Raw genomic sequence first — 14,709 nt, 5'->3', positions numbered from 1 at the left:
ATTACGGGTCAAATCAGATTCTTTTTTCCAGTTGAACAAATTTGAATAAAGTATGGTTATCACGATAGATTTCGAAAAGGAGTCTTCTGCCTGGCAATGATTTAAAAAGTTCATTAATGTCATTTAAAGTATAGAATTCGATGGGTTTAAAATCTATCCCTATAATTTCATCATGAGGCATAAAGCCAGCCCTTTCGGCGGGTGAGCCTTCATCCACTTCGCCAATTAATACCCTTTTAAATTCATTCTGCTCCAGGTAAACGACCATGCCTACCATATCGTGTTGAAACGGCTTTTTTCGATTGGAATTTGGCTTCACAGATATAAAACCTTGCTGATAATTGAATTGGATATCAAATTTCCGCAGAATCTCACCGCCTAAATTTCCATTCCGTTTACTCAGGTCAATTCTTTTTGATATGTATTCAAAATCCGGAAAACCCGCAACAACCTGATCAAATGTATAATTGCCGATATAAAACTTCGAAATGCGACCAACATAACCTTTGATTTCTCCACTTAAACTCATCCCTAAATTTGCTTTTACCTTTTTAGATGGTGCAGGGAAAGCACCTTTATCTAACATTTCCATAGATAAAGCATGGCTTGCACCGGTATCAATAATCAACCTGGTCTTTACCTTTACGGTATCATCAATCAACACTTGTGCTTCAATGTATGGCTTTTGTTTTTCAATCAGGATTGGAATTTTTGATCCACGGTATTTTACTCTACTCTTTGTATCATAAAAAATAAGTTTGTTATGGCTATACCGAACGTCTACAATAAAGCTATTGAAGAAGTCAAAGCCGATCAAGCCATAAATTTTAATTCCTAAATGGCCTGATAAATTAAATAAATCTTCTTTTAAAACAGCGGTTGGAATGTATTTAATTTTTGCTTTCCCTAATTGGGCAGATACGTTTTGCGAAACATAAGCATCAACACTTTCTACACCAAGGCCGGATAACTTGATCTTACGCATGGCACTAAAGTCAAGCGAATCAATAATAGCTGGTTCTGTGATAATTAAAGGCCCAACCCCTGTATCCAGAACAAAATCATAAGGCCCTTTTCCATTCACCATCAATGGAATAATAATGAGATTTTTAATGCACTTAAACGAAACGGATTGCTTTAATTTATGCTTTGGAAATGCAAATTCCTGCCCGTAACCCTTAATAAAAGCCAAAAGGCAGATCAGGCAAATGATTAGTTTGCGACATCCTGAAAAGGTTACAATGGCATATTTGGTTAACATTAAATTAAATTTAATAAATTAGTTGGCAATTGTCACTCTAATCCAGCATGATGTTTATTCCCAAAGTCCATTATTTATCTTTAGTAGTTATAATTTTTATCACATCAGGCTTAATTGGCTGTTCTACAGACCAGATGATTGCAAAAAAAGTAGCTAAAACATTTAAAAATTCTGAGGTAATTAAGCAATATGAGGTGGGTTTTGCTTTGTACAATATGGAAGACAAAAAAATGATCTTTCAGAAAGATGCTGATAAATATTTCACACCCGCATCCAACACCAAACTTTACACTTTTTATGCGAGCTTACAAATGTTGCCTGAACGGATGCCTGCCTTAAAGTATGTGGAACGAAACGATTCCCTGATTTTCTGGGGAACGGGAGACCCCTCATTTTTACAATTTGCGATAAAGGATCAATCCGCATATCATTTTCTTCAGCAGAGTAACAAAAAGCTCTTTTTTGCTCCGGGCAGATATTCAGGATCTTTTTTTGGCAATGGCTGGAGTTGGGATGATTACGATTATTATTATCAGCCAGAGATTACCGAAATGCCCATCATGGATAATATGGTTACCTCAACCTATATCAATTCAAACAAAATCAATATCGTGCCTAAAGTTTTTGCGTCCTGTTTTGAAGTTGATTCTACAAAAACCAGTGGAAATTTTCAGGTAACCAGAGATTTTTTAGTGAACCATTTCAGTTATCCGGCTGTAGCTATAAAACCTGGCTATAACCAACAAAACCCTTATAAAACCAGTATACAAACCACCGTTGAGGTATTGGCTGATACTTTGCATAAACCAGTTGGGGTGATGAAAATGAAAATTCCTGCTGATGCGCAAACACTACTTGGTGCAGCAAGGGATTCAGTATTGAAACACATGATGTTACCTAGCGATAATTTTATAGCTGAACACCTGCTATTGCTTTGTTCTAATCAGATCGGAGATACACTTAGCACGACCAAGGCTATTCAGTATGTGACCAAAAAATACTTATCCTTTTTGCCAGATAAAGTACAGTGGGCGGATGGTTCTGGTTTGTCCCGCCAAAACTTGTTTACACCCCGTGATAACGTTTACCTGCTAGACTCGATCTATAAACTGGTGAATAACCGGGAGAAGCTTTTTAATATGCTCCCTGCTGGTGGTAAATCCGGCACCTTGAAAAGTGCATATCCAAAAACCGATCAACCGTTTATTTATGGCAAAACCGGATCATTAGGCGGTGTACATAATCAAAGTGGATATGTATTAACCAAAAAAGGCAAAACTTATATTTATTCATTCATGAACAATAATTTCGTTAGGCCAACAGCTGAAGTGAGGGCTGAAATGGTGAGGATAATGACCTATATTCATGATGAGTTTTAGCATATTAATTATGATGTCTCAAATGATGCGCCTTAACGAAATCAATATCAGGTCATGAACCAGAAATTAAGAATGCTCAATCAAGCCTTTTCGAACGAAATGACGATCTGTGGTGAGAAATATTTGTACTTCGGCGGAACAGCCTATCTGGGGATTCCACAACATCAGGCTTTTAGCGATTTATATCTTGAAGGACTGAAAAGATTTGGTTTAAATAATGGCACCAGCCGCAGCAATAATATTCAATTGGGCATCTATCAGGAGGCTGAAAAAGTTGCTGCAGAGCGTTACATGGCTCAGGACGCATTGATCACTTCAAGTGGTTACTTAGCCGCTCAATTAACCGTTAAAAAACTTTCTGCCTTTGGCCAGGTAATTTATGCCCCAAATACACATCCTTCCCTTTGGATAAATGAACAACCCGAAGCTTACGGTACTTTCACCAACTGGAGCAGAGAAACCCTTCAGTTCATCAATACTTCAGCTGAAAAAAACTGGGTGTTAATTAGTAATGCGATGAATAACCTGATTCCGGAAATTTATGATTTTAACTTTCTAAATCATATTGACCAGGAGAATAATATCATTTTAATTATTGATGATTCTCATGGCATTGGGATAAATCATCAGGGTTTAAGTGCGCTATCTGCCTTACCAAAAAAGAAAAACATCAGTAGCGTTGTTGTTGCTTCAATGGCTAAAGCTTTGGGTGTAGATGCCGGATTAGTGTTGGGTACTGCAAAAATTATTTCAGAGTTAAAAAGAACCAATATATTTGTTGGAGCCTCACCCCCAACTGCCGCAGGTATGTTTGCTTTCATTCATGCGCAACCCATTTACCAAAGCGAGTGGGCTAAACTTCAGGATAATATTAATCGATTCACAAACCACCTCAATCACCAGTGGAATTTTGAACCTGGCTTCCCGGCATTTTTAACACATCTCCAGGAAATTGATCAGCACCTTTTGAATCATCAAATTTTAATATCCTCCTTTCCTTACCCTAACCAAAATAGCATGCCTATCAATCGGGTCATATTATGTAGCTGGCACCAATCTTCAGATATAGACCATCTGGTGAATACCATAAAAAAATTTTCTTAACTGATAAATTTTTCAATCTTTATAAAATGAAAAAACTCTTCCTATTTTTCTTCTTATGTTTAATATTTTCTAAAGTTAACTTCGCACAAACTACTGAAGTATGGGTTGTGCGACATGCTGAAAAAGATAAAACAAATCCTGAAGATAAGGATCCTAACCTATCAGATGAAGGCAAAATCAGGGCTGGTGATCTGGCCACTTTTCTTAAAAAAACAAAGTTTGATGTGGCCTTTTCTACACCTTACAAAAGAACACATCAAACTTTAGATTCACTCATCATCCCCAAAGTGATTAATTATAATGATCCTAAATCATTGGTTGATTCCGTTAAGAAAAACTATGTGGGCAAAACGGTTATAGTGGCTGGCCATTCCAATACGGTTCTAGAAATTATTGAAGCTTTTGGTGGCAAAAGACCAAAGGAAATGTTCACTGAAGATGATTACGATTATATTTTTCGCTTAATAATAAAGGATGACAAGGCTAAAGTGAAGATGGATCAGTTTGGAAGGCCACATCATTTGTAGTATGGAGTTGAGAGCTGGGAATGGAGTTTTAAACACCCAAACAAATGAACTAATGACCAATGACTATTCAACAAACTTAAAGTTTTTCAAAAGGAATATCCATGATCGGATAGTTTTGCCAGCCTGCAAAGTCATAGTGCCACCATTCGTTTTCCAGTACATTTAAGCCATATTTTTTCATGATAGTCATCAGGAATTTACGGTTCTTTCTCACCTCTGCCGTAACGGGTTCATAATTTGCCGCAGCGGCTGCAGAAAAACTGTCATAAGAGGTTGGCATCACAAGCTCTTTACCTGTTTTTAAGTTGATCAATGTAAGGTCGACCGCACAACCCCGGTTATGTTTGGAACCTTTAGCAGGATTGGCTACGAAGTTTTTATCATTTGCTTTTTTATAAAACGCTACAGTGACAATATAAGGCCGATAGCCATCAAAAATTTTTAATCCATAGCCTTTCTTATTTAATTCCATTTGAATTTTCTTCAATGAAGCAACAACAGGTTTACGGGCAAATGCCCTAGCTTGCTTGTACATCACCTGCTTCATAAAGTTATTCTTCGTTGCATAACGAATATCCAGCGTAATGTTTGGAATGGCCTTTTTGATTTCAACCAATTCATAATTAGGATTGGTTTTTACTGACGCCAGGTATTGGTTATAAGAATTTACAACCACCAGTTTCTTTGCAGATACTGCCTTTTTTTGCGCAAAGTCAGAAAAAGAAATAAGAAGAAAAAATATTAAGAATTTGATTTTCATAAAGACTGGTTTAAATCAATGGCAAAGAGTTGTCAACTTTCTAACCATATTGCTATTAAAGTTGACAACTCTACTCTTATTTATTTTCTTATTTCTATCGGTTCCTTTCTAAATAGATTGCTTTGTACCTCGCAATGACTAGAAAGGTTGTTTTACTGATTCGAAACCACTAAAAGTTCAAGATCTTTAAAAGGAAGGTTGAACATATCCGCCAGATCTTTATTGGTACAATTTCCCTGATACATGTAAAGCGATTCACGAATACCTGGATTATTCCATACCATATTCATTAAGCCACCAAATTCACCAATATCCAATAAAATTGGTGCAAAAATATTGGTGAGGGCATAAGAGGCCGTTCGTGGAACTCTTGATGCGATATTGGGTACGCAATAATGAATTACACCATGTTTTCTAAAAGTTGGATTGGTATGATTGGTTACTTCAGAAGTTTCAAAACATCCTCCCTGATCTATGCTAATATCTATAATAACAGAGTGGGGTTTCATTCTGGCTACAGTTTCTTCCATTACAATACAAGGACTACGCCCATGGCTAGCCCGAATGGCGCCAATCACCACATCGCAGGTTACAATAGCTTTATTAAGCACAATGGGCTGCATTACAGAGGTAAAAACCCGGCTTCCCAAATTATTTTGCAATCGCCGCAAACGGTAAATAGAGCTATCAAAAACCTTTACTTCAGCTCCAAGAGCCAATGCTGTTCTGGCCGCATATTCTCCAACGGTTCCGGCACCTAAAATTACGATTTCGGTAGGCGGAACTCCTGTAAAGCCGCCCAGCATTAAACCCTTTCCTCCGGTTACATTACTTAAATACTCTGCAGCAATTAAAATGGAAGTAGAACCTACAATTTCGCTCATGGCCCGAACTACACTGAGTACATTTCCTTCATCACGCAGGTTTTCAAAGCACAAAGCATTTATTTTCTTATGCATTAACGCCTTTAAATAATCTTGCTTTAACGTGCCCGTTTGAAGTGAAGAAATTAATGTTTGCCCTTTGTGCATCATTGCAATTTCCTCCAGCATGGGCGGTGCAATTTTCACAATAATATCAGAATCAAAAACTTCCTTTTTATCGTAAGCAATCTTAGCACCTTGTTCGGCATATTCAGAGTCAGAAAAATTAGCAGCAATACCCGCACCACTTTCTAAAATAACCTGATGACCATTATTAACCAATAAGGCAACGGATAGTGGCGTTAAGGCAATTCTATTTTCCTGAAATGAGATTTCTTTGGGTATTCCAATGTTCAGGCTGTTCTTCCTGTTTCTGGTTTCTAGTGTCGCTTCTTGTGTTTGCAATAAACCCTGACGAGCGATATCGGCCATTCCTTCGCGTATTCCTGTAGCCATGCTGCTTTAAAAATGTTTCTGTTTAAGGTTGTTCAAGGTACGGAAATTCTGGTAATTAATTCAGATCAAATGTTATACCTTACTGAAATTGAACACCCTCCGGTTTTCATCCACAATAGTAATTGCTGTTTTAATAAAATGATCAGGCAATAATTCGGTTACCCTTTCCGGCCATTCAATCAAACAAATTCCACCACCATAAAAATATTCTTCATAGCCTAAATCAAATGCTTCCTGAATATCCTTAATGCGGTAAAAGTCGAAGTGGTACACAGGTCCATTAGCACTATCATATTCATTTACGATAGAATAAGTTGGACTCGATACAACATCATGTACCCCTAAAACCTGACAAAAAATTTTGATAAATGTGGTTTTACCTGCCCCCATATCACCATCAAAAATGAAAATTCTGTCTTCGCCTGCAAAAGCCAAAAGCTGTGCTGCTACAGCTGGTAAATCTGATAAATTGTTAACGGCTATTTCCATCTTAAATAAATAAAGGCAAAAGTAATACATAATTGCATCGCTTTTGCCTTTTAGTCATTCTCATGCTGAACTTGTTTCAGTATCTAAATGTTTGTACCATAATATTACCAGGACAGATTCAAAGAATACTCGTCTTTTCGACTGAAGCGGAGCGTAATGGAGAAATCTTTGGAACTTGATTATTAAGTTCAGGGATTTCTCGGCTTCGCTCGAAATGACGTGAAATAAATCCTTTTACCTCGGTGAATACGTTACTACCGGAATGATCATTTCTTCTAAAGAAATTCCACCATGCTGGAAGGTTTCATTATAATAATTTACAAACTGATTGTAGTTATTCGGGTAAACAAAGTAACTGTCTTCGCGAGCAAAAATATAACTGCTGCTGATATTGATTTTTGGCAATAGGGCATCATGAGGGTTTTTAATTAAAAAAACCTCTTTCGCATTGAAGTTTAAATTCCGTCCTTGCTTATACCTCAAATTAGTATTGGTAGCACGATCTCCAATCACTTTAACTGGCTTTTTCACCCTAATCGTTCCATGATCCGTTGTAATAACCACCTTAACCTGTTTTTGAGATATTTTTTTCAGTAAATCCCAAAGTGGTGAGTGTTCAAACCAAGATAATGTTAGTGATCGATAAGCTGCATCGTCATTAGCCAGTTCACGAATCATTTGCATATCTGTACGGGCATGGCTCAGCATATCCACAAAATTGAAAACAATGGCATTGAAATCATTTTGTAATAAGTTATTGGTTTGATCAACCAGATCCTTACCCTGCTCAAAAGTTAAAATTTTATTATAGCTAAACTTACAATCCTTGCGAAGGTTACGTTTAATATTATCTGCTAAGAAAGCCTCTTCATGCATGTTTTTTCCACCTTCATCATCATCATTCTGCCACAATTGAGGGAAGCGCTTTTCCATTTCCAAAGGCATTAAACCAGAGAATATCGCATTCCTTGCATATTGCGTTGCTGTTGGAAGAATACTGGTATACATATCTTCCTCATCTATTCGGAAATATTCGGAAATTAACGGATTGATAATTTTCCACTGATCATAACGCAGGTTATCAATTAAAATGAAAAATACTGGCGTGGTATCATTAATATGTGGAAAAGCTTTCTTCTTAAGTAGCTCATTGGATAATAGAGGGGCAGAATCTTTATTTTTAATCCAGTCCAGGTAGTTTTCCTCAATAAACTTTGTAAACTGTGTATTGGCTTCCTGTTTTTGCATGGTTAAGATCTCATGCATTTGTGGGTCATCTAATTTTTCCAGTTCCAATTCCCAGAAAACAATTTTCTTGTAAACATCAATCCATTCTTCGTAATTTAAACGATCACCCAGGGTCATGCCTAAACGACGAAAATCCTGCTGATAAGCCATGGATGTTTTTTCACTCACCAGGCGTTTGTTATCAATCAGCTTTTTAATGGTTAATAACACCTGTTTTGGATTAACAGGTTTAATCAGATAGTCATCAATTTTACTCCCAATGGCATCTTCCATCAGGTTTTCTTCTTCACTTTTGGTAATTAATACCACCGGAACATCAGGATTTAAATTCTTAATCGCCGAAAGCGTCTCTATTCCGCTCATGCCCGGCATATTTTCATCTAGAAAAACAAGATCGAAATGTACTTTTCCAAAAGCTTCTAAAGCATCATTTCCATTGGTAAATGTGGTTACATTATAACCTTTATCGTTCAATAATAATATATGGGGTTTTAGTAAGTCGATTTCATCATCGGCCCACAATATTTTAGTTTCTTGCATGTTTTTGTAAAAATAAATATCTATTGCCTTTTAATTTTGGCGGGTAAATCAAACTATAAATAAAAATAGCAATTTTTGTACCGTATCTATCTATTTAACTATTTTTAACGATTGAATAAAAAGAAAATCATAAATGATCCCGTTTACGGCTTCATTAGTATTCCATCTGAATTGGTTTACGATGTCATTTCGCATCCCTATTTCCAGCGGTTACGCTACATTAAGCAACTTGGCATGACCCATCTGGTTTATCCGGGTGCTTTACATACCCGTTTTCATCATGCCTTAGGTGCCATGCATTTAATGGCGCTGGCTATTGAAGTTTTAAGAAGCAAAGGACATGTAATTACGGAAGGTGAAGAGGAAGCCGCAACTTTGGCTATTTTACTACACGATATTGGTCATGGTCCTTTTTCTCATGCTTTAGAACATTCATTGGTTACGGGCATCAGGCATGAAGATATATCAGCGAAGTTGATGGACGATCTGAATCATCATTTTAATGGAAAGTTAACACACGCCATTGAGGTTTTTAACGGAACCTATCCTAAAAAGTTTCTTTATCAATTGATTTCTGGTCAACTGGATTTAGATAGAATGGACTATTTAAACCGTGACAGCTTTTTTACAGGCGTAAGCGAAGGTGTGATTAGTTTTGACCGCATCATTAAAATGTTCAATATCTTTGATGATAACCTGGTGATTGAAGAAAAAGGGATTTACTCTATAGAAAAATTCCTGATTGCCCGGCGGTTAATGTATTGGCAGGTTTACTTGCATAAAACAGTAATTTCTGGCGAAATGATTCTGGTAAAATTGCTGGAAAGGGCAAAAGAACTTTCTGCAGCTGGCGAAAACCTTTTTGCATCACCATCATTAAATCACTTTTTAAAGCAAAACATAAACGAACGTAATTTCTTTTCTAACCACATCAATCTGGAGCATTTTACCAATCTGGATGATCAGGATATTTATGCTGCTGTAAAAGTTTGGGTAAAACATCCAGATAAAATATTGTCTACCCTTTGCCAAATGCTTACTTCCAGAAACCTTTATAAAGTTGAAATGGGTAATGCAATGGCAGATGCAGATCGGGTTGCATCTTTAAAAGACGCAGCCGTACACTTTTTAGGGATAACCCCTGAGGAGGCACGATACTTTGTTTTTACCAGTGCCATCCAAAACCGGGCCTATAATGCGGGTGTTGGAAATATCAAAATTTTAATGAAAAATAACGATATTGTTGATATTGCAAAGGCATCAGATTTATCAAACCTGGAGTCGCTACAAAAAACCGTCGAGAAGTACGTTCTCTGCTACCCACGAGGGATTTAAGATTAATTAACAAAATATTTGACTTTTACTGCCGTTTTAAGTCTTACTATTGTGTAAAATATACACGGCTTAACCCTTACAGGTTTTTTTGTTCATATCAATTTAACATATACCTTTGTACGATGCAATTTACTGCAAAGCAGATAAGCGAGTTTTTAGAAGGTTCCATTGATGGCAACCCAGATGTAGCCATTACTGAACTTTCTAAAATAGAAGACGGGAAAGAAGGCTCATTGTCTTTTCTTTCTAACCCCAAATACGAGAACTTTTTGTATTCCACGCAGGCATCAGTGGTAATCGTTTCAAAAGACTTTATACCAAACCAACCTTTCACCAGTACATTGATCCGTGTGGATAATCCATATAGTTCATTTACCATTTTATTGGATAAATATAATGAAGCCATGAATGCACAAGCTGCTTTATCTGGAATAGATAAACTAGCCTTCGTTCATCCAACGGCAAAGATAGGATCAAATGTATTTATTGATGCCTTTGCCTATGTTGCTGAAAATGTAGTGATTGGCAATGGTTGCAGGCTCAATGCCCAAACCTTTGTAGGCGCCAATACTAAGATTGGCGAGAACAGCATTTTTTTCCCCGGTGTTAAAATCTATCATAATGCTTTGATTGGAAGCAGGGTAACCATTCATGCCAATACCGTAATTGGTAGTGATGGCTTTGGCTTTGCCCCACAAAAAGATGGAACATACAATAAGATTCCTCAAATAGGGAATGTTATTATTGAAGATGATGTGGAAATTGGCGCAAATACTACGGTAGACCGTGCAACAATGGGTTCTACGATCATTAAAAAAGGTGCAAAAATTGATAACCTTATCCAAATTGCGCACAATGTTGAAATTGGTGAAAACACCGTTTTAGCAGCCCAATCAGGGATATCTGGCAGCACGAAAGTTGGCCCAAATAGTGTGGTAGGCGGACAGGTAGGCATTGCTGGTCATCTAACTTTAGCAAAAGGCACTCAAATTGGTGCACAAGCCGGAATTAACTTTAACATCACAGAAGAAAATAAACAATGGCATGGTAGCCCTGCGCAACCTTTACGGAACTGGATGCGGGCATCTGTAATTTTTAAACACCTGCCAGATGTTGAAAAAAGAATAAATATACTCGAAGTAGAATTGAAAAGGCTTACGGCTGAACTGGAAAAGAATACAATACACAATGAACGTTAGACAAAAAACGATTAAACAAGAAGTATCTGCATCTGGTGTTGGTTTACACACAGGTGCTAATGTGACTTTAACATTTTGCCCCGCACCTGAAAATCATGGGTTTAAATTTCAACGTATTGATTTAGATGGTCATCCTATTATTGATGCGGATGCAGATAATGTAACAGACACTTCCCGAGGAACGACCATTACACAGAATGGGGCCAGCGTAAGTACTGTAGAACACGTGATGGCATCATTGGTTGGTATGGATTTAGACAACATCCTGATCAAACTAGATGGTCCTGAAACACCTATCATGGATGGTAGCTCGATTCAGTTTATTGATATACTGGAACAAGTTGGAACGGTTGAGCAAAATGCAGATCGTGAATATTTCACTATTCCCCATAACATCACTTATACAGAAGAAGATAGAAAGGTAGAAATTGTGGCCATGCCGCTGGATGATTACCGTTTTACCTGTATGATCGACTATAATTCACCAGTTTTGGGCAGTCAACATGCCGGAATTAATACCATTGCAGAGTTTAAAAAGGAAATTGCTTCCTGCCGTACTTTCTGTTTTTTACATGAATTAGAATATCAATTATCGCACAATTTAATTAAAGGCGGTGATTTAAATAATGCCATAGTCATAGTAGATAAAGAGGTAACAAAAGATGAATTAAGCCATCTGGCCAAACTCTTTAACCGTGCAGATATTGATGTGGCTCCACAGGGAATTTTAAATAACATGGAATTACGCTACCAAAATGAGCCTGCCCGCCATAAATTATTAGATATGATTGGCGATTTAGCTCTGGTAGGCATGCATTTAAAAGGCCATATCATGGCAGCCCGCCCGGGTCATGCTGCAAACGTTGCCTTTGCAAAGAAAATTAAAGCCGCTATTAAAAAAGAGAAAAACAAAAAAATTCAAAAGGTGTACGATCCAAGTGCAAAACCATTATATGACATCAACCAAGTGATGGACATTTTGCCTCACCGTCAGCCATTTTTATTTGTAGATAAAATTTTAGAACTTTCTAAAAATCATGTGGTTGGCGTTAAAAACGTAACCATGAATGAGGAGTTTTTCAAAGGTCACTTTCCTGGTGCACCAGTTTTTCCGGGTGTAATTCAAATTGAAGCCATGGCTCAGGTAGGTGGTATCCTGGTGTTAAGTACCGTACCAGATCCAAGAAATTATCTTACTTATTTTTTAAAAATAGATAACGTTCGCTTTAGGGCTCAGGTTCTTCCCGGCGATACAATTGTTTTCCGTTGCGACTTGCTTGAACCGATCAGAAGAGGTATTGCTCAAATGAAAGGCGTGGGCATGGTAGGCGAGAAAATTGTTGTCGAAGCCGAGATGATGGCACAAATTTCAAAAGTTAAACAAGCAGAACCAGCCGAATCATGATACAACCTTTAGCATACATACACCCGCAGGCAAAAATTGCCGAAAACGTAGTGATTGAACCCTTTGTAGTGATACATAAGGATGTTGTAATTGGCGAAGGAACATGGATTGGTTCAAATGTAACCATCATGGATGGTGCCAGAATTGGTAAAAACTGCCGCATTTTTCCCGGAGCAGTAATTTCCGGAGAACCTCAGGATTTAAAATTTGCCGGAGAAGTAACCACAGCAGAAATTGGTGATAATACTACCATTCGTGAATGTGTGACCATTAATCGTGGCACAAAAGATAAATGGAAAACCGTTATCGGTAGTAATTGCTTAATTCAGGCCTATTCTCATATTGCGCACGATTGTGAAGTGGGTAATAACTGTATTTTTTCAAACAGTACGACCTTAGCAGGACACATCACCATCGGAAATAATGTTGTTTTGGCCGGCTTAGTAGCTATTCATCAATTTGTCAAAGTAGGTTCCTATGCGTTTGTAACTGGTGGATCATTGGTTCGTAAAGACGTGCCTCCATATGTTAAGGCTGCCCGTGAGCCCCTTTCTTATGCCGGAATTAATTCTGTAGGTTTACGCCGAAGAGGTTTTACCAATGAACAGATTGACGAAATTCAGGAAATTTACCGTGTGCTTTTTGTAAAGCATAATAATGTAACCAAAGCCCTGGACATGATTGAGGCTGAATTTAAGCCTACAGAGATTCGTGATGAGATTGTAGATTTCATCCGTAATTCTAACCGTGGCGTGATGAAGGGTTTTGGAATGGGGAGCTAGGCTTTAGGCTAAATTTATTCCATCAATAGTCGTTTTAGAATTTCTTAAATAAGACTAATATTTACATTAACCCTGAACTATTTCTATCTTTTTTAATCTAAAGTTGCTAAGGTGGTGAATACATTAAGAGTATGAATAATTTAACGTTAATCAAAACCAATTCAGAAAATGCCGATTTCAGGCAGTTGGTTACTTTACTAGATAAAGATTTGGCCGTTAGAGATGGTGATGATCATGCTTTTTATTCTCAGTTTAATAAAATTGATGCGATTAAAGAAGTAGTTGTCGCTTACCAAAATGAAATTCCTGTAGGCTGCGGCGCCATAAAACCATTCTCAGATATTGCTGTAGAAATTAAACGCATGTTTGTTCATTCTGATTATAGAAATCAAGGTATAGCTGCTAAAATGCTTAAAGTGCTGGAAGAATGGGCGTTGGAACTTGGATATGGTGAGTGCGTGCTGGAAACTGGCAAAATGCAACCTGAAGCAATTGCACTCTACCAAAAAGTTGGTTATCAGATTACGCCAAATTATGGCCAGTACATTGGTGTAGATAACAGTGTTTGCATGGCAAAACTATTCAACACTAATCCAACGCACAACGCTTAATGAAGATCACATTAAACAATGTTGGCAGAAGGTTTAATAAGGAATGGATTTTCAGGAATTTAACTGCGGAATTTACGTCAGGAAACAGTTATGCCATTCTAGGTCCAAATGGTTCAGGTAAATCTACCTTGCTAAGTGTACTAACCGGAAGTTTGTCTCCATCAGAAGGTGAAATATCTTTTTCGGAAAAAAAAGACATCCCTGTTGAAAATATTTACCAGCAGATCAGTTTAGCTGCACCTTATTTAGAATTGGTAGAGACTTTTACCTTAACTGAAATTATTGATTTTCATTTTAAGTTTAAAAGTTTTGCACCAGGCATTGATCGCAAAACCCTCATATCCATCCTTGGCCTGGAAAAATCTGCTAACAAAGAAATTAAATATTTTTCTTCAGGAATGAAGCAAAGAACCAAGCTAGCCTTGGCTTGTTGTTCTGATTCTCCTATCCTATTTTTAGATGAACCAACCAGTAATTTAGATGTTCAAGGTGAAGATTGGTATAGGGAGTTAATTAAAAACTTCACTAAAGATAGGTTGACTATCATTGGTTCCAATCAATCTCGAGAATATGAGTTTTGCAATATGGAGATCCAAATCGCTGATTATAAGTAGTATAATTTAGTTAACATCCCTCTGCATTATACCCATTTTGTCATTTATTTGTATTATAAAATTATTTTTAATAAAA

The 14,709-nt window shown here is 37.2% G+C and carries 14 protein-coding genes; 9 read left to right on the top strand and 5 right to left on the bottom strand.

The window, feature by feature from the left end:
- Positions 1-13: 13 nt before the first annotated feature.
- Positions 14-1,261 (bottom strand): aspartyl protease family protein, encoded by a 1,248-nt coding sequence (locus AN34_RS01875; RefSeq protein ID WP_029281704.1) that lies wholly within the window; start codon positions 1,259-1,261, stop codon positions 14-16.
- Between the two features lie 47 nt (positions 1,262-1,308).
- Here AN34_RS01875 and AN34_RS01870 point away from each other — a divergent pair, with 47 nt between their 5' ends.
- From AN34_RS01870 to AN34_RS01860, 3 genes are read left to right on the top strand one after another with little or no spacing between them, the layout of a single operon-like run.
- Entirely contained in the window at positions 1,309-2,640 is a 1,332-nt protein-coding gene (locus tag AN34_RS01870; protein ID WP_231625468.1) for a D-alanyl-D-alanine carboxypeptidase, read from the top strand.
- A 54-nt stretch (positions 2,641-2,694) separates the two neighbouring features.
- Complete coding sequence (locus tag AN34_RS01865) at positions 2,695-3,744, top strand: aminotransferase class I/II-fold pyridoxal phosphate-dependent enzyme (protein ID WP_029281700.1); 1,050 nt, start codon at positions 2,695-2,697, stop codon at positions 3,742-3,744.
- Between the two features lie 26 nt (positions 3,745-3,770).
- Positions 3,771-4,271 (top strand): histidine phosphatase family protein, encoded by a 501-nt coding sequence (locus AN34_RS01860; protein ID WP_029281697.1) that lies wholly within the window; start codon positions 3,771-3,773, stop codon positions 4,269-4,271.
- Between the two features lie 76 nt (positions 4,272-4,347).
- On the opposite strand, the gene AN34_RS01855 is transcribed toward AN34_RS01860, so the two are convergent.
- The 4 genes from AN34_RS01855 to AN34_RS01840 form a co-directional block, all read right to left on the bottom strand.
- Positions 4,348-5,031 carry a M15 family metallopeptidase gene (locus AN34_RS01855; RefSeq protein WP_029281695.1) on the bottom strand — a complete coding sequence of 228 codons (684 nt, stop codon included), beginning with the start codon at positions 5,029-5,031 and terminating at the stop codon, positions 4,348-4,350.
- 152 nt (positions 5,032-5,183) lie between these two features.
- Positions 5,184-6,410 (bottom strand): alanine dehydrogenase, encoded by a 1,227-nt coding sequence (locus tag AN34_RS01850; RefSeq protein ID WP_029281693.1) that lies wholly within the window; start codon positions 6,408-6,410, stop codon positions 5,184-5,186.
- A 72-nt stretch (positions 6,411-6,482) separates the two neighbouring features.
- Positions 6,483-6,899 (bottom strand): tRNA (adenosine(37)-N6)-threonylcarbamoyltransferase complex ATPase subunit type 1 TsaE, encoded by a 417-nt coding sequence (gene tsaE, locus AN34_RS01845; RefSeq protein ID WP_036676332.1) that lies wholly within the window; start codon positions 6,897-6,899, stop codon positions 6,483-6,485.
- A gap of 234 nt (positions 6,900-7,133) precedes the next feature.
- On the bottom strand, positions 7,134-8,687 hold the full coding sequence (locus AN34_RS01840; protein ID WP_029281688.1) for a PglZ domain-containing protein: 1,554 nt from the start codon (positions 8,685-8,687) through the stop codon (positions 7,134-7,136).
- Between the two features lie 111 nt (positions 8,688-8,798).
- On the opposite strand from AN34_RS01840, the gene AN34_RS01835 reads away from it, so the two are divergent.
- From AN34_RS01835 to AN34_RS01810, 6 genes are all read left to right on the top strand, one after another.
- Positions 8,799-10,022 (top strand): HD domain-containing protein, encoded by a 1,224-nt coding sequence (locus tag AN34_RS01835; RefSeq protein WP_029281686.1) that lies wholly within the window; start codon positions 8,799-8,801, stop codon positions 10,020-10,022.
- Positions 10,023-10,144: 122 nt separating this feature from the next.
- The gene (gene lpxD, locus AN34_RS01830) at positions 10,145-11,221 is read left to right on the top strand and encodes a UDP-3-O-(3-hydroxymyristoyl)glucosamine N-acyltransferase (RefSeq protein ID WP_029281684.1); all 1,077 of its coding nucleotides are present in this window, start codon (positions 10,145-10,147) and stop codon (positions 11,219-11,221) included.
- Positions 11,211-12,626: a bifunctional UDP-3-O-[3-hydroxymyristoyl] N-acetylglucosamine deacetylase/3-hydroxyacyl-ACP dehydratase gene (locus tag AN34_RS01825; RefSeq protein WP_029281682.1), complete on the top strand. Its 1,416-nt coding sequence runs from the start codon at positions 11,211-11,213 to the stop codon at positions 12,624-12,626. Before lpxD ends, AN34_RS01825 begins: the two co-directional genes overlap by 11 nt.
- Positions 12,623-13,408 carry an acyl-ACP--UDP-N-acetylglucosamine O-acyltransferase gene (gene lpxA / locus AN34_RS01820; RefSeq protein WP_010599175.1) on the top strand — a complete coding sequence of 262 codons (786 nt, stop codon included), beginning with the start codon at positions 12,623-12,625 and terminating at the stop codon, positions 13,406-13,408. The genes AN34_RS01825 and lpxA overlap by 4 nt, the downstream gene beginning before the upstream one ends.
- Positions 13,409-13,539: 131 nt before the next feature.
- On the top strand, positions 13,540-14,019 hold the full coding sequence (locus tag AN34_RS01815; RefSeq protein WP_029281680.1) for a GNAT family N-acetyltransferase: 480 nt from the start codon (positions 13,540-13,542) through the stop codon (positions 14,017-14,019).
- A complete protein-coding gene (locus AN34_RS01810) occupies positions 14,019-14,633 on the top strand; it encodes an ABC transporter ATP-binding protein (RefSeq protein WP_029281677.1) in 615 nt (204 codons plus the stop codon). The genes AN34_RS01815 and AN34_RS01810 overlap by 1 nt, the downstream gene beginning before the upstream one ends.
- The last annotated feature ends 76 nt before the right edge of the window (positions 14,634-14,709 follow it).

Origin of the sequence: Pedobacter sp. R20-19, assembly GCF_000708265.2 — a bacterium.
Classification (GTDB): domain Bacteria; phylum Bacteroidota; class Bacteroidia; order Sphingobacteriales; family Sphingobacteriaceae; genus Pedobacter.
This window is presented reverse-complemented; position numbering and strand designations above follow the sequence as displayed.

Excerpts from the sequence above, each read along its gene's own strand:
- AN34_RS01850 (WP_029281693.1), bottom strand. The coding sequence starts at position 6,410 with ATGGCTACAGGAATACGCGAAGGAATGGCCGATATCGCTCGTCAGGGT.
- AN34_RS01815 (WP_029281680.1), top strand. The coding sequence starts at position 13,540 with ATGAATAATTTAACGTTAATCAAAACCAATTCAGAAAATGCCGATTTC.
- AN34_RS01860 (WP_029281697.1), top strand. The coding sequence starts at position 3,771 with ATGAAAAAACTCTTCCTATTTTTCTTCTTATGTTTAATATTTTCTAAA.
- tsaE (WP_036676332.1), bottom strand. The coding sequence starts at position 6,899 with ATGGAAATAGCCGTTAACAATTTATCAGATTTACCAGCTGTAGCAGCA.
- lpxD (WP_029281684.1), top strand. The coding sequence starts at position 10,145 with ATGCAATTTACTGCAAAGCAGATAAGCGAGTTTTTAGAAGGTTCCATT.
- AN34_RS01825 (WP_029281682.1), top strand. The coding sequence starts at position 11,211 with ATGAACGTTAGACAAAAAACGATTAAACAAGAAGTATCTGCATCTGGT.
- AN34_RS01810 (WP_029281677.1), top strand. The coding sequence starts at position 14,019 with ATGAAGATCACATTAAACAATGTTGGCAGAAGGTTTAATAAGGAATGG.
- AN34_RS01865 (WP_029281700.1), top strand. The coding sequence starts at position 2,695 with ATGAACCAGAAATTAAGAATGCTCAATCAAGCCTTTTCGAACGAAATG.
- AN34_RS01855 (WP_029281695.1), bottom strand. The coding sequence starts at position 5,031 with ATGAAAATCAAATTCTTAATATTTTTTCTTCTTATTTCTTTTTCTGAC.
- AN34_RS01840 (WP_029281688.1), bottom strand. The coding sequence starts at position 8,687 with ATGCAAGAAACTAAAATATTGTGGGCCGATGATGAAATCGACTTACTA.
- AN34_RS01875 (WP_029281704.1), bottom strand. The coding sequence starts at position 1,261 with ATGTTAACCAAATATGCCATTGTAACCTTTTCAGGATGTCGCAAACTA.
- lpxA (WP_010599175.1), top strand. The coding sequence starts at position 12,623 with ATGATACAACCTTTAGCATACATACACCCGCAGGCAAAAATTGCCGAA.
- AN34_RS01870 (WP_231625468.1), top strand. The coding sequence starts at position 1,309 with ATGATGTTTATTCCCAAAGTCCATTATTTATCTTTAGTAGTTATAATT.